At 62.1% G+C, this 19218-nt stretch carries 17 protein-coding genes and 1 pseudogene; 12 read left to right on the top strand and 6 right to left on the bottom strand.

The annotated features are described in order from the left end of the window. Nucleotides 1–302 precede the first annotated feature (302 nt). On the top strand, nucleotides 303–1892 hold the full coding sequence (locus tag C4Q26_RS12170; protein WP_104883114.1) for an ABC transporter substrate-binding protein: 1590 nt from the start codon (nucleotides 303–305) through the stop codon (nucleotides 1890–1892). 292 nt (nucleotides 1893–2184) lie between these two features. On the opposite strand, the gene radC is transcribed toward C4Q26_RS12170, so the two are convergent. Continuing rightward, nucleotides 2185–2865, bottom strand: a complete 681-nt coding sequence (radC, locus tag C4Q26_RS12165; protein ID WP_023383028.1) for a DNA repair protein RadC — start codon at nucleotides 2863–2865, stop codon at nucleotides 2185–2187. Nucleotides 2866–2991: 126 nt separating this feature from the next. Between radC and coaBC the strand changes: the two genes are divergently transcribed. The 4 genes and pseudogenes from coaBC (at nucleotide 2992) to argB (ending at nucleotide 7112) form a co-directional block, all read left to right on the top strand. Then, nucleotides 2992–4203: a bifunctional phosphopantothenoylcysteine decarboxylase/phosphopantothenate--cysteine ligase CoaBC gene (gene coaBC / locus C4Q26_RS12160; protein ID WP_023383029.1), complete on the top strand. Its 1212-nt coding sequence runs from the start codon at nucleotides 2992–2994 to the stop codon at nucleotides 4201–4203. A gap of 5 nt (nucleotides 4204–4208) precedes the next feature. Continuing rightward, nucleotides 4209–4664, top strand: a complete 456-nt coding sequence (gene dut, locus C4Q26_RS12155; protein ID WP_023383030.1) for a dUTP diphosphatase — start codon at nucleotides 4209–4211, stop codon at nucleotides 4662–4664. 135 nt (nucleotides 4665–4799) lie between these two features. Next, a pseudogene (locus C4Q26_RS12150) lies at nucleotides 4800–6173 on the top strand (phosphomannomutase/phosphoglucomutase); the annotation flags it as partial. A 30-nt stretch (nucleotides 6174–6203) separates the two neighbouring features. Further along, nucleotides 6204–7112 (top strand): acetylglutamate kinase, encoded by a 909-nt coding sequence (gene argB / locus C4Q26_RS12145; RefSeq protein ID WP_023383032.1) that lies wholly within the window; start codon nucleotides 6204–6206, stop codon nucleotides 7110–7112. A 79-nt stretch (nucleotides 7113–7191) separates the two neighbouring features. Here the strand turns inward: argB and pyrE are convergent, their stop codons facing one another. Continuing rightward, nucleotides 7192–7833 carry an orotate phosphoribosyltransferase gene (gene pyrE, locus C4Q26_RS12140; protein ID WP_011536401.1) on the bottom strand — a complete coding sequence of 214 codons (642 nt, stop codon included), beginning with the start codon at nucleotides 7831–7833 and terminating at the stop codon, nucleotides 7192–7194. A 79-nt stretch (nucleotides 7834–7912) separates the two neighbouring features. Between pyrE and C4Q26_RS12135 the strand changes: the two genes are divergently transcribed. Continuing rightward, entirely contained in the window at nucleotides 7913–8692 is a 780-nt protein-coding gene (locus C4Q26_RS12135; RefSeq protein ID WP_023383033.1) for an exodeoxyribonuclease III, read from the top strand. 50 nt (nucleotides 8693–8742) lie between these two features. On the opposite strand, the gene rph is transcribed toward C4Q26_RS12135, so the two are convergent. Beyond that, a complete protein-coding gene (rph, locus tag C4Q26_RS12130) occupies nucleotides 8743–9465 on the bottom strand; it encodes a ribonuclease PH (protein WP_023383034.1) in 723 nt (240 codons plus the stop codon). A gap of 227 nt (nucleotides 9466–9692) precedes the next feature. Between rph and C4Q26_RS12125 the strand changes: the two genes are divergently transcribed. Both C4Q26_RS12125 and gmk read left to right on the top strand, forming a co-directional pair. Further along, nucleotides 9693–10556, top strand: a complete 864-nt coding sequence (locus tag C4Q26_RS12125) for a YicC/YloC family endoribonuclease (RefSeq protein WP_104883113.1) — start codon at nucleotides 9693–9695, stop codon at nucleotides 10554–10556. Between the two features lie 13 nt (nucleotides 10557–10569). Then, complete coding sequence (gene gmk, locus C4Q26_RS12120) at nucleotides 10570–11190, top strand: guanylate kinase (RefSeq protein ID WP_023383036.1); 621 nt, start codon at nucleotides 10570–10572, stop codon at nucleotides 11188–11190. 32 nt (nucleotides 11191–11222) lie between these two features. Here the strand turns inward: gmk and C4Q26_RS12115 are convergent, their stop codons facing one another. The 3 genes from C4Q26_RS12115 to C4Q26_RS12105 all read right to left on the bottom strand — a co-directional run bounded on the left by C4Q26_RS12115 (nucleotide 11223) and on the right by C4Q26_RS12105 (nucleotide 15015). After that, a complete protein-coding gene (locus C4Q26_RS12115) occupies nucleotides 11223–12764 on the bottom strand; it encodes an APC family permease (RefSeq protein WP_023383037.1) in 1542 nt (513 codons plus the stop codon). A gap of 114 nt (nucleotides 12765–12878) precedes the next feature. Beyond that, the gene (locus tag C4Q26_RS12110; RefSeq protein WP_104881062.1) at nucleotides 12879–13628 is read right to left on the bottom strand and encodes a gamma-glutamyl-gamma-aminobutyrate hydrolase family protein; all 750 of its coding nucleotides are present in this window, start codon (nucleotides 13626–13628) and stop codon (nucleotides 12879–12881) included. Nucleotides 13629–13632: 4 nt separating this feature from the next. Then, entirely contained in the window at nucleotides 13633–15015 is a 1383-nt protein-coding gene (locus C4Q26_RS12105) for a glutamine synthetase family protein (protein ID WP_023383040.1), read from the bottom strand. A gap of 207 nt (nucleotides 15016–15222) precedes the next feature. Between C4Q26_RS12105 and C4Q26_RS12100 the strand changes: the two genes are divergently transcribed. The 4 genes from C4Q26_RS12100 to C4Q26_RS12085 all read left to right on the top strand — a co-directional run bounded on the left by C4Q26_RS12100 (nucleotide 15223) and on the right by C4Q26_RS12085 (nucleotide 19185). Continuing rightward, on the top strand, nucleotides 15223–16095 hold the full coding sequence (locus C4Q26_RS12100; RefSeq protein WP_023383041.1) for a LysR family transcriptional regulator: 873 nt from the start codon (nucleotides 15223–15225) through the stop codon (nucleotides 16093–16095). Between the two features lie 254 nt (nucleotides 16096–16349). Further along, complete coding sequence (gene rpoZ, locus C4Q26_RS12095; RefSeq protein ID WP_016394025.1) at nucleotides 16350–16613, top strand: DNA-directed RNA polymerase subunit omega; 264 nt, start codon at nucleotides 16350–16352, stop codon at nucleotides 16611–16613. Between the two features lie 59 nt (nucleotides 16614–16672). Further along, complete coding sequence (gene spoT, locus C4Q26_RS12090) at nucleotides 16673–18781, top strand: bifunctional GTP diphosphokinase/guanosine-3',5'-bis pyrophosphate 3'-pyrophosphohydrolase (RefSeq protein WP_023383042.1); 2109 nt, start codon at nucleotides 16673–16675, stop codon at nucleotides 18779–18781. 23 nt (nucleotides 18782–18804) lie between these two features. After that, nucleotides 18805–19185, top strand: a complete 381-nt coding sequence (locus C4Q26_RS12085) for a RidA family protein (protein WP_009684531.1) — start codon at nucleotides 18805–18807, stop codon at nucleotides 19183–19185. The last annotated feature ends 33 nt before the right edge of the window (nucleotides 19186–19218 follow it).

The raw sequence follows: 19218 nt of genomic DNA, 5'->3' as shown, positions 1-19218 counted from the left end.
GTCTTTGGCGCCAGGCGCCGTGATTCTGGAGGTCTTATCGACCGGATCCGCTGATGCGACAGGCCGAGCCCCTAGAAAAGAGCGCTGCTTTATACCAGAAAGACTACGCCGCAACAACAGAAGATGAGCATCTGATTGCTGCCGATGGCGCGCGGGCAGCATAGCGACTCGCGCGCCGGCCTGTCGACCGCTCGTCGCAGACTGGCATAAAAAGGGGGTGGCCATTTCCCGACGCGCGCACTAGGGTAGGACATTTCCAGACTGCACTGGCAGATGGGCCACTGACTCGCCAAGGAGCTTTGATGCGTGCCGCCGCCCTTTCCTTAATGTTCACCTCCCTGCTTGCAACCGGACTCGCCCAGGCGGCCCCGCTGAGCGTATGTAGCGAAGCCAGCCCCGAGGGCTTCGACGTGGTCCAGTACAACTCGCTGACCACCACCAATGCCTCGGCTGACATGCTGATGAACCGCTTGGTGGAATTCGATGCAACCCAGGGCAAGGTGGTGCCGGGACTTGCGCAAAGCTGGACGGTGTCGGCCGATGGCCTGGTCTATGACTTCACGCTGCGCAACGGTGTGAAATTCCACACCACGCCCTATTTCAAGCCCAGCCGTGATCTGGATGCAGACGATGTGCTGTTCAGCTTCCAGCGAATGCTCTACCCCGCCCATGCTTGGCACAAGACCGCTCCGGGTGGTTATCCACACGCTCAGTCGCTGCAACTGGGCAACCTGATCAAGTCGATCGAGGCGCCCGAGCCACGCACCGTGCGCTTCACCCTCACTCATCCGGATGCCACCTTCCTGGCCACCCTGAGCATGGGCTTCGCCTCGATCTACTCCGCCGAGTACGCCGACAAGCTGCTCAAGGCAGGAACTCCCGAGAAACTCAACAGCCAGCCGATCGGCACCGGTCCGTTCGTCTTCCAGCGCTTCCAGAAAGACTCCGTGGTTCGCTACCGCGCGAACCCCGACTATTTCGACGGCAAGCCCACGGTCGACCCACTCATCTTCGCCATCACGCCTGACGCCAACGTCCGCCTGCAGAAACTCAAGCGCGGAGAATGCCAGGTAGCCCTGTCGCCCAAGCCGCTGGACATCGCAGAAGCAGGCAAGGACGGCAACCTCAAGGTGGCGACCACTCCGGCCTTCATGACCGCATTCGTGGCTATCAACAGCGAGCACCCACCGCTGGACAAGCCTGAGGTACGCCAGGCGATCAACCTGGCGTTCGATAAACAGGCCTACCTCAAAGCCGTGTTCGAAGACACCGCCACCGCCGCCAACGGCCCCTACCCGCCGAACACCTGGAGCTATGCCAAGGATCTGCCGGGCTATGCACTGGACCCCACCAAGGCCAAGGCCCTGCTTGCCAAGGCTGGCTTGCCGGATGGCTTCACCACGACGATCTGGACCCGTCCGTCGGGCAGCCTGCTCAACCCCAACCCCAGCCTGGGCGCGCAGATGCTCCAGGCAGACCTCGCCAAGGTGAGCATCAAGGCCGAGATCAAGGTCATCGAATGGGGCGAGCTGATCCGCCGCGCCAAAGCGGGCGAACATGACCTGCTGTTCATGGGCTGGGCCGGTGATAACGGCGACCCGGACAACTTCCTGAGCCCTCAGTTTGCCTGTGCTGCGGTGAAGTCGGGGACCAACTTCGCACGGTTCTGCGACAGCCGGCTGGACCAGTTGATCAGCGCTGGACGCACCACCAACGACCAGAGCGTGCGCAGCCGGCTTTACCAGCAGGCGCAGACGCTGATTCAGCAGCAGGCGCTGTGGGTACCGCTGGCGCACCCGACGGCGACGACACTGCTGCGCCAGGGCGTCGAGGGGTATCAGGTCAGCCCGTTCGGGCGACTTGATTTCAGCAAGGTTTCGGTGAACCGCTGATTCCGCGGCTGACTTGAGGGGGAGAGCCTGTGAAATCGAGCGCCGCCCGTGCGGCGCATCGCGAGCAAGGCTCGCTCCTACGCCTGTTTCGGGCCAATTATTTCTGTAGGATTTGCGCGCGACCGCTTGGGTGACTTGGCCCAATCCACGTCGTACAAACAAGGCGGTCGTGCATTTGCCCTTGGCGTTACTGGCCAAAAACAATCGTAGGAGCGAGCCTTGCTCGCGATGCGCCGCACGGGCGGCGCTCGATCTCACAGGCTCCCCCTCCAGCAAGACAAGCACTTCCCCCCTAAGCCACGATCCACCCATGCTCGACCATCGACAGCGGCTCCCCGTCGCCGATGATGATGTGGTCCAGCACCCGCACATCGATCAACGCCAACCCCCGCTTCAGCGATAGCGTCAGGTGCACATCGTCCTGGCTCGGTTCGCAGTTACCCGAAGGATGGTTGTGGCACAGAATCAAGGCCGCGGCGTTATGCAGCAACGCCCGCCGGACCACTTCACGCGGGTAGACGCTGGCCCGGTCTATCGTGCCCCTGAACAAGATCTCGAAGGCCAGTGGCCGATGCTTGGTATCCAAGAACAGGCAACCGAACACTTCACTGGCCTCATGGCGCAACATGGCCTTCAGATAACGCCGAACCGCCGATGGGCTCTCCATGGCCGACTCGCGCTCGATAGCCGTAGCCAGATGCCTTCGCCCGATTTCCAGAAGCGCCTGCAACTGACTGTACTTCACTGGCCCAAGCCCAAGTTCAGCCATGAATGCCTCTCTATCGGCCTCAAGCAACTGGCGCAGACTTCCGAATTTCACCAACAGCCCTCGCGCCAGCTCCACAACATTCCGACCGCGAACACCAGAGCCAAGGAACACCGCCAATAGCTCAGCATCCGATAAGCTACCCACTCCCCGTTGCAGCAACTTCTCCCTCGGCCGCTCTTCAGTCGGCCACTCCCTCATGTTCATGCCCCCTCCTGGCAACCTACTGCGGCGCGTTTCGGCCCTGTGTTAATCTATTTCGCCTCGTACATGCGACGTTCTGCCGCAGGCAGTCTTCGTCGCCGCCCGCTTTCACTGGAAAAAGGCAAGCCTATGCAGCGGCTGTATCGCAAGCGCATCGTTCTCGGCGTGGGAGGCGGCATCGCCGCCTACAAGAGTGCCGAACTGATTCGCCGACTCCTGGAGCACGGCGCGCAGGTGCGCGTCGTCATGACCCGTGGTGGTGCCGAGTTCATCACCCCGCTGACCTTGCAAGCGCTCTCCGGGCACCCCGTGCACATGGATTTGCTCGACCCTGCCGCTGAAGCGGCCATGGGCCATATCGAACTGGCCAAGTGGGCCGACCTCGTGCTCATCGCCCCCGCCACCGCCGACCTCATGGCGCGCATGGCCCAGGGCATGGCCGATGACCTGCTGACTACCCTGGTGCTGGCGACCGACGCCACCGTGGCCGTAGCCCCCGCAATGAACCAGGCCATGTGGCGCGACCCTGCCACCCAGGCCAACCTCGACCTGCTCAAGAGCCGCGGCATCCAGGTGTTCGGCCCGGCCTCCGGCAGCCAGGCCTGTGGCGATGTCGGCCTCGGCCGCATGCTCGAACCCACCGACCTGGCCTGGTGCGCCGCCGAGAGCTTCAAGCGCGAGGCCCTGACCGGCAAGCACGTACTGATTACCGCCGGCCCGACCCAGGAAAACATCGACCCGGTGCGCTACATCACCAATCATAGCTCCGGGAAGATGGGCTTTGCCCTGGCCGAGGCGGCTGCAGAAGCCGGGGCTCGGGTGACCCTCGTCACCGGCCCTGTCCACCTGCCAACACCCGACCGGGTGACCCGTATCGACGTGGTGAGCGCACGGGACATGCTTGCGGCCTGCGAAGCGGCCATGCCGTGCGACCTGTTCATCGCTTCGGCAGCGGTTGCGGACTACCGCCCGGAAGTCGTCGCCACACAGAAACTTAAGAAAGATCCTACGACTGGCGACGGCATGCTGCTGCAGATGGTGCGCAATCCGGATATCCTCGCCACCATTGCTGGCCGTGACGACCGCCCGTTCAGCGTCGGCTTCGCCGCCGAGACCGAGCACTTGCTCGATTACGCCACGCGCAAGCTCAAGGACAAGAACCTCGACCTGATCGTCGCCAATGATGTGGCCAACCCCAGCATTGGCTTCAACAGCGAAGAGAATGCCTTGACCGTGATCGACCGCCAGCAGCACCAGACCCTCTTCGCGCAGACCAGCAAGGGCAAGATTGCCCGCCAGTTGGTCGCCTTCATCGCCGAACGGCTCAACCAGGTTCAATAAGTTACATGCACGCTCTTCAAGCCAAGATTCTCGACCCACGCCTGGGCACTGAATTCCCCCTGCCGCAGTACGCCACCCCCGGCTCCGCCGGCCTGGACCTGCGCGCACTGCTCAAGGAGGACACTGTCCTCGAACCCGGCCAGACCCTGCTGATTCCCACTGGCCTGTCGATCTACATCGGCGACCCAGGCCTGGCCGCCATGATCCTGCCGCGCTCGGGCCTGGGTCATAAACACGGCATCGTGCTCGGCAACCTGGTTGGGCTGATCGACTCGGACTACCAGGGTGAGCTGATGGTGTCGTGCTGGAACCGTGGCAATACCCCCTTCACCATCGCCGTCGGCGAGCGCATCGCGCAGTTGGTGCTGGTGCCGGTGGTGCAGGCTCACTTCGACATCGTCGAGGCCTTCGATGAGACCCAGCGTGGCGCGGGCGGCTTCGGTCACTCCGGCAGCCACTGAGCCGACCGACAACCGTTCAGGCCAAGGATGGCGAACTCTCTGGCAATTCCACCGTCCAAGCGTTCAGTTTGTGCCTGCCCAGAAAGCCTTTGACTAATGGAGCTTCCCGAGATGAATGACATGGCCCACCTGGTACCCGCACTGCCCGAGAGCATCTTCCGCGCCTATGACATTCGCGGCGTGGTCGGCAAAACCCTGCATGCTGAAACGGCTTATTGGATTGGCCGCGCCATCGGTGCCCAAAGCATTGCCCAGGGCGAGCCAAAGGTTTCGGTCGGCCGCGACGGCCGTTTGTCCGGCCCGATGCTGGTCGAACAACTGATCAAGGGGCTGGCCGATGCTGGTTGCCATGTCAGCGATGTCGGTCTGGTGCCGACCCCCGCGCTGTACTACGCCGCCAATGTACTGGCCGGCAAATCAGGCGTGATGCTGACGGGTAGCCATAACCCATCGGACTACAACGGTTTCAAGATCGTCATCGCCGGCGACACCCTGGCCAACGAGCAAATCCAGGCCCTGTTGACCCGCCTGCAGACCAACGACGTGCCGCGCGCCCAGGGCAGTGTGGAAAAGGTCGAGATTCTGGACCGCTACTTCCAGCAGATCGTCAGTGACGTGAAGCTGGCCAAGAAACTCAAGGTGGTGGTGGACTGCGGCAACGGCGCCGCAGGCGTCATCGCACCGCGACTGATCGAAGCGCTGGGCTGCGAAGTCATCCCGCTGTTCTGCGAGGTGGATGGCAACTTCCCCAACCACCACCCGGACCCAGGCAAACCCGAGAACCTCAAGGACCTGATCGCCAAGGTGAAGGAAACCGGTGCCGACATCGGCCTGGCCTTCGACGGTGACGGCGACCGCGTCGGCGTAGTGACCAACACCGGCAGCATCGTCTACCCAGACCGCCTGCTGATGCTGTTCGCCCAGGACGTACTGGCCCGCAACCCTGGCGCCGAAATCATCTTCGACGTCAAATGCACCCGCCGCCTGACCCCGCTGATCGAACAGCACGGTGGCCGCGCGCTAATGTGGAAGACCGGTCACTCGTTGATCAAGAAGAAGATGAAGCAGACCGGCTCCTTGCTCGCGGGCGAGATGAGCGGCCATATCTTCATCAAGGAACGCTGGTATGGTTTCGACGACGGCATCTACAGCGCCGCGCGCCTGCTGGAGATCCTCAGCAAGGCCGACCAGGATGCCGAAAGCCTGTTCGCAGCGTTCCCGAACGATATTTCCACGCCGGAAATCAATATTGATGTGACCGACGAGGGTAAATTCAGCATCATTGATGCACTGCAACGCGACGCCGACTGGGGCGAAGCCAGCCTGACCACCATCGACGGTGTCCGGGTGGACTATGCCCGCGGCTGGGGCCTGGTTCGCGCCTCCAACACCACGCCGGTGCTGGTGCTGCGCTTCGAGGCCGAAAGCGACGCCGAGTTGCAACGTATCAAGGATGTTTTCCGCACTCAGTTGCTGCGGGTTGCCCCTGAGCTGCAACTGCCGTTCTGACCGACTATCTGTTCCTTACTGGAGCCCTGCATGACCCTCGATCGCGATGCCGCTTCCCATGTAGCCGAGGTTTTGTCCGAAGCGCTGCCCTATATCCGCCGCTTTGTCGGCAAGACCCTGGTGATCAAGTACGGCGGCAACGCGATGGAGAGCGAAGAGCTCAAGACCGGCTTTGCCCGTGACATCGTGCTGATGAAGGCCGTCGGCATCAACCCGGTGGTGGTTCACGGCGGCGGCCCGCAGATTGGCGACCTGCTAAAGCGCCTGTCGATCGAAAGCCACTTCATCGACGGCATGCGCGTTACCGACGCGGCAACCATGGACGTCGTGGAAATGGTGCTGGGCGGCCAGGTCAACAAGGACATCGTCAACCTGATCAACCGTCATGGCGGTAGTGCCATTGGCCTGACCGGCAAGGACGCGGAGCTGATCCGCGCCAAGAAGCTCACCGTCACCCGTCAGACCCCGGAGATGACCACGCCGGAAATCATCGACATCGGCCACGTCGGCGAAGTCGTGGGCGTGAACACCGACCTGCTGAACATGCTGGTCAAGGGCGACTTCATCCCGGTGATCGCGCCAATCGGCGTGGGCGCCAATGGCGAGTCGTACAACATCAACGCCGACCTGGTGGCTGGCAAAGTGGCCGAGGCGCTCAAAGCCGAGAAGCTTATGCTGCTGACCAACATCGCCGGCCTGATGGACAAGCAAGGCCAGGTCCTGACCGGCCTGACCACCGAGCAGGTCAACGAACTGATCGCCGACGGGACCATCTACGGCGGCATGCTGCCGAAGATCAAGTGCGCCCTGGAAGCGGTCCAGGGTGGCGTGAACAGCTCGCACATCATCGACGGCCGCGTGCCGAATGCGGTGCTGCTTGAGATCTTCACCGACAGCGGTGTCGGCACCCTGATCACCAACCGCAAGCGTCACGGCTAACCGGCGAAAGGGCCGGAACAGGCGACACAAAAAAGGCGACCGTCTCACGAAGGTCGCCTTTTTCATTACCGGGCCAGGATCAGATCCCGTACTGCGCCCGATACGCCTCGACAGCCGGCAGATGCTGCTTGAGCTGCGGGTCATCGGCCAGGAACTCCAGCACCTGGGTCAGCGAAACGATGCTGACCACCGGAATACCGAAGTCGCGTTCCACTTCCTGGATGGCCGACAGCTCGCCATTGCCACGTTCTTCACGGTTTAGCGCGATCAGCACGCCCGCGGCCTTGGCCTGCTGGGCATTGATGATCTGCATGACTTCACGAATGGCGGTACCGGCAGTGATCACATCGTCGATGATCAGCACGTCGCCGGCCAGCGGCGCGCCAACCAGGCTGCCGCCTTCGCCGTGGTCCTTGGCTTCCTTGCGGTTGAAGCACCATGGCACATCGAGCTGATGCTGCTCGGCCAGGGCCACGGCAGTGGCCGCTGCGAGGGGAATACCCTTGTAGGCTGGGCCAAACAGTACGTCGAACGGGATCTTGCTGTCGACGATGGCCGCCGCGTAGCAACGACCCAGCTGCGCCAGGGCGGAGCCTGTGTTGAACAGGCCTGCATTGAAGAAGTACGGGCTGGTACGCCCCGATTTCAGGGTGAATTCACCGAAACGCAGAACCCCGCGATCGATGGCAAAACGAATGAAGTCGCGCTGATACGGCTGCATAAATGTCCCGGGCACCACGGATTTAGCTAAATGAGTTGAGCTCGGGTATCATACACGCACGAGATTTTTGGGGCCATTTATGCGGATCATCAGTGTGAACGTGAATGGCATTCAGGCTGCGGCCGAGCGAGGATTGCTCAGCTGGCTGCAAGCCCAGAATGCCGACGTCATCTGCCTTCAGGATACCCGCGCCTCGGCCTTTGAACTCGATGACCCAGCTTTCCAGCTCGATGGCTATTTCCTTTATGCCTGCGACGCGGAAGTGCCTGCCCAAGGTGGCGTGGCACTGTATTCGCGGATGCAGCCCAAGGCAGTCATCACGGGCCTGGGCTTCGAGACAGCCGACCGCTACGGGCGTTACCTGCAGGCCGACTTCGACAAGGTAAGCATCGCTACCCTGCTGCTACCTTCGGGAATGAACGGCGACGAAGATTTGAACCAGAAGTTCAAGTTGATGGACGACTTCGCCAAGTACCTGGACAAGCAGCGGCGCAAGCGTCGTGAATACATCTATTGCGGCTCGTTCTACGTGGCGCAGCAGAAGCTCGACATCAAGAACTGGCGTGATAGCCAGCAGTCGCCAGGCTTCCTGGCGCCGGAGCGTGCCTGGATGGACGCCATCACCGGCGACATGGGTTACGTGGATGCGCTGCGCGAGGTCAGTCGTGAAGGTGACCAGTACAGCTGGTGGCCGGACAACGAGCAGGCTGAGATGCTCAACCTGGGTTACCGGTTCGACTACCAGATCCTCACTCCAGGCCTGCGCCGCTTCGTGCGCAATGCCCGCCTGCCACGCCAGCCGCGCTTCTCGCAGCATGCGCCGCTGATTGTGGATTACGACTGGACGCTGACCATCTAAACGAAATGGGGCCGCTTTTGCGGCCCCATTTTCGTCTGGATCGACTGGAATCAGTCAGCCAACGAAGCCTGCTGCAGCTCGAAGATTTCGTTCATGCCCTTCTGCGCGAGCGCCAGCATGGCGTTGAAGTCTTCCGACTGGAATGGCGCGCCCTCGGCAGTGCCCTGCACTTCGATGAAGCCGCCGGCACTGGTCATGACCACGTTCAGGTCGGTCTCGGCAGCGGAGTCTTCCAGGTAGTCCAGGTCCAGCACGGCCTCACCCTGGTACATACCCACCGACACGGCGGCGATCATGTGCTTGAGCGGGTTGCCAGCCTTCAGGCCACCACGCTTCTTGATCACCGCCAGGGCGTCGCACAGGGCGACCATGGCACCGGTAATCGAAGCGGTGCGCGTACCACCGTCGGCCTGGATCACGTCGCAGTCGATGTACAGCGTGATGTCGCCCAGCTTGCTCATGTCCAGGGCGGCGCGTAGCGAACGGCCGATCAAGCGCTGGATTTCCAGGGTGCGACCACCCTGCTTGCCACGGCTGGCCTCGCGCTGGTTTCGCTCACCGGTGGAGCGCGGCAGCATGCCGTACTCTGCCGTCAGCCAGCCTTGGCCCTGGCCTTTGAGGAAGCGGGGAACACCATTCTCGACGCTGACCGTGCAGACGACCTTGGTGTCGCCGAACTCGACCAATACCGACCCCTCGGCGTGCTTGGTGTAGTTGCGGGTGAGGCGGATCGAGCGAAGCTGATCGGCGGCGCGACCACTTGGACGTTTCATCTGGGATACCTGTACCGGGACTTTGAATCTGCCCTGCATTATAGGGCCCGACGCCTTGCGAGGACATGCCTATTGTCGTGCGCCTGGCAGCCTGTCGACTTTTCCCACTGCCCAGCGGCCACTCTGTAACATGGGTGGATTGGGCGCCAAGGTCCCACTGCGCTACAATCCTGCGCCTTGCAGCCGAAAGGCTTTTCCGTTCACTCCATCAACGCGAGGTACTCCCCATGGTGCACAGCATGACCGCTTTTGCTCGAGTCGAGCGCGCCGGCAGCCAAGGCACCCTGGTCTGGGAGCTGCGTTCGGTCAACCACCGTTACCTGGAACCCCATCTGCGCCTGCCCGAAGCGCTGCGCGACCTTGAGGGCGCCGTCCGCGAAGGTCTGCGCCAGGGCGTGTCCCGGGGCAAGGTGGAATGCACCCTGCGTCTCAATGAAGACAACGCCGGCAAGCCGCTCAAGGTCGACCGTGAGCGCGCCTCGCAACTGGTTGCCGCAGCCGAAGAGGTCGCCGGCCTGATCAAGCAGCCAGCCCCGCTCAACCCGCTGGAAGTGCTGTCGTGGCCGGGGGTACTGGTGGCTGACGCCAGTGACCCGCAGGCCCTGAACGCCGAGGCCATGGTGCTGTTCGACGAAGCCCTGGCCGAGCTCAAGGCCGGTCGTCTGCGCGAAGGCCAGGAGCTGGCGCGTCTGATCAACGAGCGCCTGGACAGTATGGCCAGCGAGGTCACCACCCTACGCGCCCTGGTGCCACAAATGCTGGCAGCCCAACGGCAGAAGATCCTTGATCGCTTCGGCGACCTGCAGGCCGAGCTCGACCCGCAGCGCCTGGAGCAGGAGATGGTCCTGCTGGCCCAGAAGAGCGACGTCGCCGAAGAACTGGACCGCCTGAGCACCCACGTCAACGAAGTGCGCCGGGTACTCAAGTCTGGTGGCGCAGCGGGACGGCGCCTGGATTTCCTGATGCAGGAACTCAACCGTGAGGCCAACACCCTGGGCTCCAAGGCCTTCGACCCGCGCAGCACGCAGGCGGCGGTCAACCTGAAGGTGCTGATCGAACAGATGCGTGAACAAGTACAGAACATCGAGTAAGGCCACCCCTACCATGAATCACAGCAGCGGCACCCTCTATATCGTCTCGGCCCCTTCGGGCGCCGGCAAGACCAGCCTGGTCACCGCCCTGACCAATGACGACCAGCAGATCCGCGTCTCGGTCTCGCACACCACGCGCGCCATGCGCCCAGGCGAAACGCACGGCGTGAACTACCACTTCGTCATCCACGAAGAGTTCAAGGCGCTGATCGAGCAAGGCGACTTCCTGGAACATGCCGAAGTCTTCGGCAACTTCTACGGCACCTCGCGCAGCGCACTGCAGCAGACCCTCGACCAGGGCTACGACCTGATCCTGGAGATCGACTGGCAAGGTGCGCAGCAAGTGCGCAAGCTGATGCCGGACGCACTGTCGATTTTCATTCTGCCGCCAAGCCAGCAGGCGCTGCGCGAGCGCCTGGATGGCCGTGGACAGGACAGCGAAGAGATCATCGCCGGACGCATGAAGGAAGCGGTCAGCGAGATGGTGCACTACGACGAGTACGACTATGTGATCATCAACGATGATTTCGATGTCGCGCTGCAGGAGTTGAAGGCGGTGTTCGTCGCCAACCGGCTGCTGCTGAAGAAACAACAGCAGCGGCATGGGGCGTTGTTGAAGCAGCTGGTCGGCTGAAGGTTCACAGGGGCCGCTGTGCGGCCCCAACATCACTCCGGCAGAGGCAGGGTAGCCTGCTGACGCAGGGTAGCCCCCAGGAAGTAGGCCGGCGCGCGCATCCGCGACAGCATCATCAGTACGATCCCCAGTGCCGAGATGATCGCTGCAATCACGAACACCAACCCCAGCCCCCCCACATGCGAGCCGCTACCGAAGTCTGGCGAAGCGCTGTCGATCGCGGTGCGCACGAAGATCACCGACAGAATCACCCCACCCACCAACGGGCACAGGCCACGCATGAAGAAGTGGCGCAGACTGTCGAACAGGCTGTCACGGAAGTACCAGACACAGGCGAAAGCCGTCAGCGAGTAGTAGAAGCAGATCATCATCCCCAGCGCGGTGATGGTGTCGGCCAGCACGTTCTCACTGAGGGTACGCATGGTAACGTAGAACAGCCCCGCGGCAACGCCTGCGCAGATGGTGGCGTAACGCGGCGTCTGCGAACGCGGGCAGACGCTGGCGAACTTCTGCGGAACGGCACCGTAGTACCCCATGGCAAGCAAGGTGCGCGCGGGCGAAACGAAGGTCGACTGCAACGAAGCGGCGGTGCTGGCCAGCACGGCAATGGACATCAGGATCGCCAACGGCCCCATCACCGGACCGGCCAGGTGGGCAAAGACGTTTTCCTGAATGCGCGGATTGTTCAGGCCCAGGCCTTCCTCACTGATGCCAGCGAACTGCAGGGTGGCGATGGCCGTGAGCAGGTACAGCCCGAGAATCAGCAGCACGGTCCAGGTCGCCGCCTTGCCCGGCACCTCGTCACTGCCAATCGACTCCTCGCTGACGGTCAGGCATACGTCCCAACCCCAGAAGATGAAGATCGACAGCGACAGCCCGGCAGCGAACGCCGAGAACGACTCGACGCCAAACGGGTTGAACCAGGCAAAATCGAATTCCAGCGGGGGCGGCGCCGTGGTCTCGCCGAACGCTGCAAAGGCAAAGCCGATCAATACCAACAGCTGCAAGGCTACCAGGCCATATTGCACCGTCATGGTCGTGGTCATGCCGCGACAGCAGATCCACACCGCCAAGGCGATGAACACGCAACAGGTCGTGATGTTGATCAACAGGTTGTCCGCCAGGGCCGCCAGTTCGTGCTGACCGGTGATCTGGGCAAGGAACAGGTAGAAGAAGTCGACCGCCACGCCCGCCAGGTTGGATAACACGATGGTGGTGGCAACTACCAACCCCCAGCCGCCGATCCAGCCGATCATTGGGCCGAAGGCACGGGCCGACCATGTGAATGAAGTACCGCTGTCAGGCTCCGCCGAGTTGAGCTCGCGATAGCCGAGGGCCACCAGCAGCATTGGCAGGAAACCGACGATGAACACCGCCGGCAGGTGAGCGCCGACTTCGCGGACGGTTGGCCCGAGGGCGCCGGTCAAGGTGTAGACCGGCGCGATGGTGGAAATGCCCAGCACCACGCTGGCCAGCAAGCCCAAACGGCCCTTGGCCAGGCCTTTGCCGCGCGAGGTATTGCCCGAGTCGGTCGCCACGTCAGGTGGGCGGCCGGCTTCTGTGTAATTGCTCATGAGAAAACGCCGTAACTATTGGAATTGTTGTCACAGGCCTTGCAAGCAAGGCGCTTTCACTCATTGAAAGCTTGCGAATCGGTTTAGGTCATCCAAGACCTTCGGGTCATGACCCTACCGTGCAGCATGGGCAATGCAGGCCTCACGAAACGCCTGGAACAGGCGCAAGGAGACCGGGTTTTCGGCGAAACGCCACTCAGGGTGCCACTGAACACCCAGCACAAAGCCAGGTGCATCAACCATCGACACCGCTTCGATCAGGCCATCCGGGGCCCGTGCCTCGACACGCAGCCCTGGGGCCAGGCGGTCGATACCCTGGCTGTGCAACGAATTGACTTCGAACTGCGCAGCCAGGCCCAGGCGCTCGAACAACCCGCCCGGCTCGATGCTGACGGGGTGACGAAGGCCGTATTGCACCTCCAGGGGTGCATCCTCAGGTTCACGGTGGTCCAGGAAGCCAGGCAGCTCCTGCACGCGCTGGTGCAGAGTGCCGCCCAAGGCCACATTCAATTCCTGGAAACCACGACAAATGCAGAACACCGGTACACCGGCGGCAATGGCCGCCTGCAGCAGCGGCAAGGTCAGGCGGTCACGAGCAGGGTCGTGCCGGGTCCCTTCCGCGCTGGGGGCGCCATTGTAATGATGCGGCTCGATATTTGAAGGCGAACCGGTAAAAACAATGCCGTCGAGCTGCGCCAACAGCGCCTGCGTGTCACTGCCGGCATCGCGAGCCGGCAACAGCAGTGGCAGCCCGGCAAAGCCCGCCGCCTCGACATACTTGTCGCCCACCGTGTGCGACGAGTTCTTCCCCACCTGCTGACGGCAGGCGCTGACACCGATCAAGGGGACCGCAATTGCGCTCATGGGCTTACACCGTGTGCAGGTACCAGTTGTACTCGAGGTCGGAAATCGATACTTCGAACTCGGCCAGTTCGCTTTCCTTGCAGGCCACGAAGATATCGATGTAGTCCGGGCTGATGTATTGATTGAGCACTTCGCTGTCGTCCAGCGCGCGCAAGGCATCGCGCAGGTTGTTCGGCAGGCTCTGCTCCAACTGTTCGTACGAGTTGCCTTCGATCGGTTCACCTGGCTCGACTTTGTGGGTCAGGCCGTGATGGATACCGGCGAGAATCGCCGCGAGCATCAGGTACGGGTTGGCGTCCGCACCGGCCACGCGGTGCTCGATACGCACGTTTTCGCGGCTGTCGGTGGGTACGCGTACAGCCACTGTGCGGTTGTCCAGGCCCCAGCTCGGGGCGTTGGGTACATAGAACTGCGCACCGAAACGGCGGTAGGAATTGATGTTCGGGCACAGGAACGCCATGGAGGCAGGCATGGTTTCCAGGACGCCACCGATGGCATGGCGCAGGGTTTCACTTTCCTGCGGATCATCGCTGGCGAAGATGTTCTTGCCGGTCTTCTTGTCCAGCAACGAGATATGCACATGCAAGCCGTTGCCCGCCTGACCCGGATAGGGCTTGGCCATGAAGGTGGTATCCATCTCATGGTCGTAGGCGATGTTCTTGATCAAGCGCTTGAGCAGAATCGCGTAGTCGCAGGCCTTCAGCGGGTCAGCGACATGGTGCAGATTGACTTCGAACTGCGCCGGGGCGCTTTCCTTGACGATGGCGTCAGCCGGCAGGCCCTGCTCCTTGGCAGCTTCGAGCATGTCCTGGAGGCAGTCGGCGTATTCGTCGAGGTCGTCGATCAGGTACACCTGGGTGGACTGCGGGCGCTTGCCCGAAATGGGCGAACGCGGCGGTTGCGGACGACCGTTGAGGTTGTCCTGGTCGATCAGGTAGAACTCCAGCTCGAACGCGGCGCAGATGTCCAGGCCAAGATCGTCGAACTTGCTGACCACCTGACGCAGCACCTCGCGCGGGTCGGCGAAGAACGGCTGCCCATCCAGTTCGTGCATGGTCATCAGCAACTGGGCGGTCGGACGTTTCTGCCACGGCTCATCGGAAAGCGTCCCAGGGATCGGGTAGCAGATGCGGTCGGCATCGCCGATATCCAGGCCAAGCCCGGTGCTCTCGACGGTCGAGCCGTTGATATCCAGGGCGAACAGCGAGGCAGGCAGGTTGATGCCCTTCTCGTACACCTTGTGCAGGCTGGCGCGCTCGATACGCTTGCCACGTACCACTCCATTCATGTCGGAGATCAGCAGATCGACGTACTGAGTGTCCGGATGGGCCTTGAGGAATTCATTCATCTCGCTGGAAGAACTGGCGCACGGGGTTACCGACGTCATGGCTGTACATCCTTTGATTTGCTGCGGCGATGTGAGGGGATACGGCTGGCGCCTCGGCGGCGGCGATGGTTGCTACTGTTGTTCTTTTCACTTTCCCATCGGGGGATAGGTTGCCCGACCGGCTGCATTGATTACCGGGGGCCGTTTCACTATAAAATGGCCTCAACGCAACAGACATTGGCAATTCGGCAAGCAGAGCGTGCACCAATGCAATATCAGATTACCCATGCCGACCTTTCTCTGGTCCTGGCCCTGGAACGTGGCCGCTCGCTGGCCAAGGCTGCCGAATTGCTCAAGGTCGACGTCTCGACCGTGTTCCGCTCCATACGTCGCCTTGAGTCGGCGCTGGGCACCGCCTTGTTCGTCAAAAGCCGCAAGGGCTACCTGCCCACCGACACCGCACAGGCCCTGGCAGAACAGGCCGAACGTGCCGAACAAGCGCTGGACGCTGCGCGCATCGCCATGACCAGCGGCGAGCAGGTAGTCAGCGGCACGGTTCGACTGACCTGCACCGAGGCGGTGATGCACACCTTGCTGCTGCCCGCGCTGGCTGCGTTCATGCCGAACTACCCAGCGCTGTCGCTGGAGATGGGTACGTCCAACACCTTCGCCAACCTGAGCCGACGCGATGCCGACATCGCCCTGCGCTTGACCAACACGCCACCGGAACATCTGGTCGGACGCTGCCTGGGGTCCACCTCCTACGTGATCTGCGGCCAAGCGCAGTGGCGCGAACGCCTGGCCGAGTCTGCCAGCAGCGTGCCGTGGATCGCCCCGGACGACTCAATGCAGGATCACCCCACGGTGGTTTGGCGCAACCAGCAGTACCCAGGGCTTAGCCCGCGCTACCAGTGCAGCGGCATGTCGACCATCGCCCAGCTGGTGAGCACTGGCCTTGGCGTAGCGGCGCTGCCTGACTACATGGTGCACGCATTGCCTGGAGTGGAGGCGCTGAGCGGCCCGCTACCGGGTTGCGACACCCAGTTGTGGCTGTTGACGCGGCCGGACTGCCGGGCGTTGCGCTCGGTACAGACACTCTTCGAAGAACTGACACCCCGGTTGCGCGACGCAATGTTGTAAGGGATGTTGTGTTCCTGGGGCCTGGGACGTTATCGTCGGAATCATGCATCGAGGGTCTCTGTAACGGCCCTTTCGCGGCTGCCGCGGTTCATGACCCGCGCATTCCCAGCAGACGCGGATGTACCCGCGCAGAAGCCGACACCGAGCCACCGGACAAAACAGCGCTTCCCTATTGGCTGGTGATTTTTTAAACTATCGAGTCCGCCCGCCCATATTGGGCTGCACGCCTACCGCATTTGCTACTGAGGAAGACCATGGCCCGCGTTACTGTTGAAGACTGCCTGGAACACGTGGATAACCGTTTTGAGCTGGTCATGCTCTCGACCAAGCGCGCACGTCAGCTGGCTACCGGCGGCAAAGAACCGCGCGTAGCATGGGAAAACGACAAGCCGACCGTGGTCGCCCTGCGCGAAATCGCCGAAGGTATCGTTACCCCTGAGTTCATCGCCGCAGAAGAGATCGTCACCGAGGATCCGGTCTTCGCCGCGTTCGAGGACGAGTCCAACGAGGCGGTCTGATCCATGCCTGGTCGACATCGTGCGGCACAAGGCCCTCTTCCTCGGCAAGAGGTGAATCCATGCCGGGTATAGAAGCCTTAGCCGAACGGCTGTCGACCTATCTGGGCCCGGAGCAGGTCAACCTGGTTCGTCGCGCCTACTTTTACGCCGAACAGGCCCACGACGGGCAGCGCCGCCGCAGCGGTGAGCCCTACGTGACCCATCCGCTGGCCGTGGCCAGCATCCTTGCCGACATGCACATGGACCATCAAAGCCTGATGGCCGCCATGCTGCACGACGTGATCGAAGACACCGGCATCGCCAAGGAAGCCCTCTGCCAGCAGTTCGGCGAAACCGTCGCCGAGCTGGTCGACGGGGTCAGCAAGCTGACCCAGATGAACTTCGAAACCAAGGCCGAGGCGCAAGCCGAGAACTTCCAGAAAATGGCCATGGCCATGGCTCGCGATATCCGCGTGATCCTGGTCAAGCTGGCTGACCGCCTGCACAACATGCGCACCCTGGAAGTGCTGTCGGGCGAAAAACGCCGGCGCATCGCCAAGGAAACCCTCGAAATCTACGCCCCCATCGCCAATCGTCTGGGGATGCACACCGTGCGCGTGGAGTTCGAAGACCTCGGCTTCAAGGCCATGCACCCGATGCGCTCGTCGCTCATCCACCGGGCAGTCAAGAGCGCTCGCGGCAACCGCAAGGAAATCGTCGCCAAGATCGAGCAGTCACTGGCCAACTGCCTGGCTGCAGACGGTATCGAGGGCGAAGTCAGCGGCCGGCAGAAACACCTCTATGGCATCTACAAGAAGATGCGCGGCAAGCGTCGCGCCTTCAACGAGATCATGGACGTGTATGCCTTCCGCATCATCGTCGACAAGGTCGACACTTGCTACCGCGTGCTCGGTGCCGTGCACAACCTGTACAAGCCGCTGCCGGGCCGGTTCAAGGATTACATCGCGATCCCCAAGGCCAACGGCTACCAATCGTTGCACACCACCTTGTTCGGCATGCACGGCGTGCCCATCGAAATCCAGATCCGCACCCGCGAGATGGAAGAGATGGCCAACAACGGCATCGCCGCGCACTGGCTCTACAAGTCCAACGAGGACGAGCAGCCCAAAGGCAGCCATGCCCGCGCCCGCCAGTGGGTCAAGGGCATCCTCGAACTGCAGCAACGCGCCGGCAACTCGCTGGAATTCATCGAGAGCGTGAAGATCGACCTGTTCCCCGACGAGGTCTACGTCTTCACGCCCAAAGGGCGAATCATGGAGCTGCCCAAAGGCTCCACCGCTGTCGACTTTGCCTATGCCGTGCACACTGACGTTGGCAACAGCTGTATCGCCTGCCGCATCAATCGCCGCCTGGCACCGCTCTCCGAACCCCTGCAAAGCGGCTCGACCGTGGAAATCGTCAGTGCGCCAGGTGCCCGGCCCAACCCGGCCTGGCTCAACTTCGTCGTCACCGGCAAGGCGCGCACGCACATCCGCCACGCGCTCAAGCAGCAACGCCGCTCCGAATCCATCAGCCTGGGCGAACGCCTGCTGAACAAAGTGCTGACCGGGTTCGACAGCAGTCTGGAGCAGATACCGCAGGACCGTATCCTGGCGATTCTTGCCGAGTACCGTCTGGAACTGATCGAAGACCTGCTCGAAGACATCGGCTTGGGCAATCGCATGGCCTATGTCGTCGCCCGCCGCCTGCTTTCGGCCGAAGGCGAACCATTGCCGGCTCCGGAAGGCCCGCTGGCCATTCGTGGCACCGAAGGCCTGGTGCTCAGTTACGCCAAGTGCTGCACACCGATTCCGGGCGACCCCATCGTCGGCCACCTGTCCGCAGGCAAAGGCATGGTCGTGCACCTTGAGAACTGCCGGAACATCAGCGAAATCCGACACAACCCAGAGAAGTGCGTGCAGCTCTCCTGGGCCAAGGACATCACTGGCGAATTCAATGTCGAGCTGCGCGTCGAGCTGGAGCACCAGCGCGGTCTGATCGCCCTGCTCGCCAGCAGTGTCAATGCCGCCGATGGCAACATCGAGAAGATCAGCATGGACGAACGCGACGGTCGAATCAGCGTGGTCCAGTTGGTGGTCAGCGTGCACGACCGCGTGCACCTGGCGCGAGTGATCAAGAAGCTGCGTACGCTGACCGGCGTGGTCCGCATCACCCGCATGCGTGCGTAGTCCGTCAACAGCAAGGAGTCATCATGAGCAAGACTGTTATCAACAGCGACAAGGCCCCTGCCGCTATCGGCACCTACTCCCAGGCGATCAAGGCCGGTAACACCGTGTACATGTCGGGCCAGATCCCGCTGGACCCAAAAACCATGGAACTGGTCGAAGGTTTCGAAGCCCAGACCGTACAGGTATTCGAAAACCTCAAGGCCGTAGCTGAAGCTGCTGGTGGTTCCTTCAAGGACATCGTCAAGCTCAACATCTTCCTCACTGACCTGAGCCACTTCGCCAAAGTCAACGAAGTCATGGGCCGTTACTTCGAGCAGCCGTACCCGGCCCGCGCCGCCATCGGCGTTGCCGCACTGCCGAAAGGCGCCCAGGTTGAAATGGACGCCATTCTGGTCATCGAATGATGCCCTGGTGACGGGCGCCCTGCCCGTCACCTT

The organism is Pseudomonas sp. SWI44, assembly GCF_002947915.1.
Taxonomy (GTDB): Bacteria; Pseudomonadota; Gammaproteobacteria; order Pseudomonadales; family Pseudomonadaceae; genus Aquipseudomonas; species Aquipseudomonas taiwanensis.
The sequence above is the reverse complement of the archived record's forward strand: the minus strand, read 5'-3'. Positions and strand labels throughout refer to the sequence as shown.